Origin of the sequence: Streptomyces sp. NTH33, assembly GCF_003236365.1 — a bacterium.
Classification (GTDB): Bacteria; Actinomycetota; Actinomycetes; order Streptomycetales; family Streptomycetaceae; genus Streptomyces.
In genome coordinates this window covers 1-4,211 of the sequence record NZ_POTZ01000545.1, presented here as the reverse complement: position 1 = coordinate 4,211, position 4,211 = coordinate 1, and the positions used below count along the sequence as shown (strand labels likewise).

General features: G+C 72.0%; 4 protein-coding genes. 2 read left to right on the top strand and 2 right to left on the bottom strand.

Annotation, left to right across the window (positions count from 1 at the left end; all coding sequences use genetic code 11):
- Together C1I97_RS32555 and C1I97_RS32550 are read left to right on the top strand one after the other, a co-directional pair.
- On the top strand, positions 1-562 hold a 562-nt coding region (locus tag C1I97_RS32555), incomplete at its 5' end, for a P1 family peptidase (protein ID WP_146608362.1).
- Between the two features lie 247 nt (positions 563-809).
- Positions 810-1,556, top strand: coding sequence for a DUF6227 family protein (locus C1I97_RS32550; RefSeq protein ID WP_111006633.1), 747 nt, complete (start codon positions 810-812; stop codon positions 1,554-1,556).
- A 28-nt stretch (positions 1,557-1,584) separates the two neighbouring features.
- On the opposite strand, the gene C1I97_RS32545 is transcribed toward C1I97_RS32550, so the two are convergent.
- Both C1I97_RS32545 and C1I97_RS32540 read right to left on the bottom strand, forming a co-directional pair.
- On the bottom strand, positions 1,585-1,842 hold the full coding sequence (locus tag C1I97_RS32545) for a hypothetical protein (protein WP_111006632.1): 258 nt from the start codon (positions 1,840-1,842) through the stop codon (positions 1,585-1,587).
- A gap of 123 nt (positions 1,843-1,965) precedes the next feature.
- Positions 1,966-4,161, bottom strand: coding sequence for a PTS fructose transporter subunit IIABC (locus tag C1I97_RS32540; RefSeq protein WP_111006631.1), 2,196 nt, complete (start codon positions 4,159-4,161; stop codon positions 1,966-1,968).
- Positions 4,162-4,211 lie beyond the last annotated feature (50 nt).

Genomic DNA, 4,211 nt, shown 5'->3' with positions numbered 1-4,211 from the left:
GACGGGAGCGGTCGTGGGGTCGCTCAAGGGCGGGGTCGGAACGGCGAGCACGGTGCTCGACTCCGGTGTCACGGTGGCGGCGCTGGTGGTGGCCAACGCGGTGGGATCGGCGGTGGATCCGGAAACGGGTGTGCTGTACGGGGAGTTGTTCCAGGGACCGGTGGAGTACCCCGAAGCGCGGGTGCACGAGGCCGCGTGCCGTCGCCTCGCCGAGACCGCCGCGCGGAACGCGCCGCCTCCGCTGAACACCACACTCGCGGTGGTCGCCACCGACGCGGACCTGTCCAAAGCACAGGCGCAGAAACTGGCCGGCACGGCGCACGACGGCATCGCGCGCGCCGTACGGCCGGTGCATCTGCTCAACGACGGCGACACGGTGTTCGCCCTGGCCACCGGGGCGCGTCCGCTCGACCCGGGCTCGCCCCTGGCCCTGAACGAGATCCTCGCCGCGGGTGCGGACCAGGTCACCCGCGCGATCGTCCGCGCGGTGCGGGCCGCCGAGCCGGTGGACGGACCGGGCGGGGTGTGGCCGGCGTACGAGGACCTGTACGGACCGCGCTGAGCGCGGCCCCGGACAGCGGCCTCAATGGCCAGAACATGCCATGGAGCGAGTGCGTCACCGGAGCGCGGCCTGATCATCAACGGCCTTTGAACAGCGGATTTTGACGGGACATCGGATCGCGCGGGAACTTCTCGCGTGGGCGGGCCGTTTTTCCGGCGTACGTTTTCTCAGTTCCCGGACATGATGTCCGACCGAGTGGCTACGGTATGCACCCACAAGGTGACATGCAGCAACGCCGGGAGAAACCTTGAGCGTTCCGTACGAGACGACTGCGTACGAACCACCCGAGTCGCCCGAGTCTCCGGAGGAGCACCTCGCGCGGCTCCTCGGACGCACCCTGAACTCCTTCGAACTGCCCGACGAGACGATACGGCGGCTCGAGTGCGCGCTGGCGTACGACGGTTCGCTGTACTCGGCGCACCACAGCGCCGGGCTGCACCGCGAGACGTACCGGCACACCTGGCTGCTCGCCGACGGCTCGGCGCTCACCCTCTGGGAGTTGGTGCACAACACCGCGCCGGGCGGCGAGGCGCAGCACGAGGTGTACCTCGACGGGGAGGAGCTGAGCACCGCCACCGCCCGGCTGCCGCTCCCGCCGGACGCACCGGACCTGGAACTGCCGTTGCTGGTCCAGCTCGCGCCGGTGCCCGAGACGCGGCACGCGTACGTCCCGGACGGCTCACCCGACCACGCACGCCGTCTGCTGCGGCGCGCGGAGAACGCCGACCGGCCCGGCGCGGACGTCGCCTCGCTGCTGGCGACGGCGTCCGGGCACCAGATCACCCAGGCCTTCGGCCGCCCCTGCCGGACGGGTCGCGCGGGACTGTGCTTCTCGCTCTACGAGCACGCGTTCCTGCTGAGCGACGGCGTGGAGATCTCCCTGTGGGAGGTCGAGCACACGGCGACCCCCGACGGACGTCACATGTGTGAGGTGTACACGACGGAGGACGCGGCCCGCAGCGCGATGGAACGGCGGGCGGCGCAGGTGTCGTAGCGGCAAGCGTCTGCCCGTACGGGCAGCCTCAGGAGCCGTCGCCGAGTCGGCGCATCAGGCCGGCGAAGGCGTCCTCCTCCGCCGGGGACAGTTCGACGGACTCCCGGCGGGGGGCGGCCCCGAGCTGCTGCGGAAAGGCCGTCAGGCGCTGGGCGCGATGCTGTTGTTGAGCGGTCTCGAGGCGAAGGCTGCGTCGGATGCGGGCCATGCCGATGATGGCGGCAACGGTCAGCGCGGCGGGCAGGGCCACGCCGAACCACATCAGAAGGGAGACGTGCTCAGGCATGTCTCCCAGTAGACACCACGGTCCGGGGCTTACGCCCCGGACCGTGACGTATCTCGCATGTGCCGTGAACAACTCACAGCACTCCAAAGGGACAAGGCGCTGGACAAGGCGCTGTGATTCCCCTCACGCCGCGACCGGCTGCTTCCGGTCGGCCGGCGTGCTCCGCGCGCCCTCGTCCGCTCCCGGGGCCGCCGCGCCCGGCGCCGGCTTGCGCAGCGTCTTGAGGACGACCACCAGGGCCGTCGTCACGCACATGCCCGCCGCGATGGCGACCAGGTACAGGAGCGGGTTGCCGATCAGCGGGACCACGAAGATGCCGCCGTGCGGGGCGCGCAGCGTGGCGCCGAAGGTCATCGACAGGGCGCCGGTGACCGCGCCGCCCACCATCGACGCCGGGATGACGCGCAGCGGGTCGGCCGCCGCGAACGGGATCGCGCCCTCGGAGATGAAGGAGGCGCCCAGGACCCAGGCGGCCTTGCCGTTCTCCCGCTCGGTCCGGGTGAACAGCTTGCCGCGCACGGTCGTGGCCAGGGCCATCGCCAGCGGCGGCACCATGCCGGCCGCCATCACCGCGGCCATGATCTTCATCGCGGAGTCACTGGGGTTGGAGACCGCGATACCGGCGGTGGCGAAGGTGTAGGCGACCTTGTTGACCGGACCGCCGAGGTCGAAGCACATCATCAGGCCGAGCAGCGCGCCGAGCAGGACGGCGTTGGTGCCGGTCAGGTGGTTCAGCCAGTCGGTCATGCCCTTCTGCGCGGTGGCGATGGGCTTGCCGATGACCACGAACATCAGGAACCCGACCACCGCCGAGGAGATCAGCGGGATCACCACCACCGGCATGATGCCGCGCAGGGCCGCGGGGATGCGCACCTTCTGGATCGCCATCACCACACCACCGGCGATCAGACCGGCCGCCAGGCCGCCGAGGAAGCCCGCGTTGATGGTGAGGGCGATCGAGCCGCCGACGAAGCCGGGGACGAGACCGGGACGGTCCGCCATGCCGTAGGCGATGTAACCGGCCAGGACCGGGACGAGGAAGGCGAAGGCCACCTGCCCGATCTGGAACAGCAGGGCGGCCCAGCTGTCGGTCTGGGTCCACACGAAGTGGTCCATCACCGACGGCGCCTTGTTGATCTGGTAGCCGCCGATCGCGAAGCCGAGGGCGATCAGCAGACCGCCCGCCGCGACGAACGGCACCATGTAACTGACGCCCGACATCAGCCACTTGCGCAGCTTCGTGCCGTAGCCCTCGCCCGCCTCGCCGGCCCGCTCGACCGGAGTGGCGCCGGGTGCCGTCGCCGCGGTCACCTCGCCGCGCGCGGCCTTGTCGCGGACCTCGGCGATCAGTTCGGCGGCCCGGTTGATGCCCGCCTTCACACCGACGTCGACGGTCGGCTTCCCGGCGAAGCGGTCCTTGTCCCGTACGGGGACGTCGTGCGCGAAGACGACGCCGTCCGCCGCCGCGATCACCGCCGGGTCGAGCCGGGTGAACCCGGCCGAGCCCTGTGTCTCGACGACGACCTCGGCGCCCGCCTCACGGCCGGCGTTCTCCAGCGACTCGGCCGCCATGTAGGTGTGCGCGATGCCGGTGGGGCAGGAGGTGACGGCCACGATCCGGAACGGACGGCCGCCGGACCGCTCGCCGGACCGCTCACCCGCCTCGTCCGCAGCCCCGGCCGTGCTGACCGCCGCGGCGCCGGAGGAGGCCGCCCCCGGCGTCGCGGCGGAGTCTTCGGAGGCGCCCGCGGCGCCCGCAGTGTCCGCAGCGCCCGCAGTGTCCGCAGCGCCCGCAGTGCCCGCAGTGCCCGCAGTGCCCACGGCGGGGCTCTCGGCCTGCGCCGGAGCCTCGGACGCCGGAGCCTCAGGCACCGGAGCCTCTTCCCCGCGGATGAGCGCGGCCGCGGCCACCGCGTCGTCAGCCGACCGCAGCGCCGAGGTGAACTCGGTGTTCATCAGCTGCCGGGCCAGCGACGACAGGATCGTCAGATGGGCGTCGTCGGCGCCGGCCGGCGCCGCGATCAGGAAGATCAGGTCGGCGGGGCCGTCCGCCGCGCCGAAGTCGATCCCGGCCGTGCTGCGCCCGAAGGCCAGCGACGGCTCGGTGACGTGCTCGCTGCGGCAGTGCGGGATGCCGATGCCGCCGTCGAGGCCGGTCGGCATCTGCGCCTCACGGGCGGCCACGTCGGCGAGGAAGCCCTCCAGGTCGGTCACCCGGCCCTGGGCCACCATCCGTTCGGCGAGGGCACGCGCCGCCGCCTCCTTGGTGTCGGCGGACAGGTCGAGATCGACCAGGTCCGCGGTGATCATCTCGCTCATCGCGGGCTCCTTAGCACGCATATCGCCCGGTCAGTGGGGTGGGCGGGGGT

Bases quoted from the DNA above. Each gene is read 5' to 3' on its own strand.
- C1I97_RS32545 (WP_111006632.1), bottom strand. From the start codon at position 1,842: ATGCCTGAGCACGTCTCCCTTCTGATGTGGTTCGGCGTGGCCCTGCCC.
- C1I97_RS32540 (WP_111006631.1), bottom strand. From the start codon at position 4,161: ATGAGCGAGATGATCACCGCGGACCTGGTCGATCTCGACCTGTCCGCC.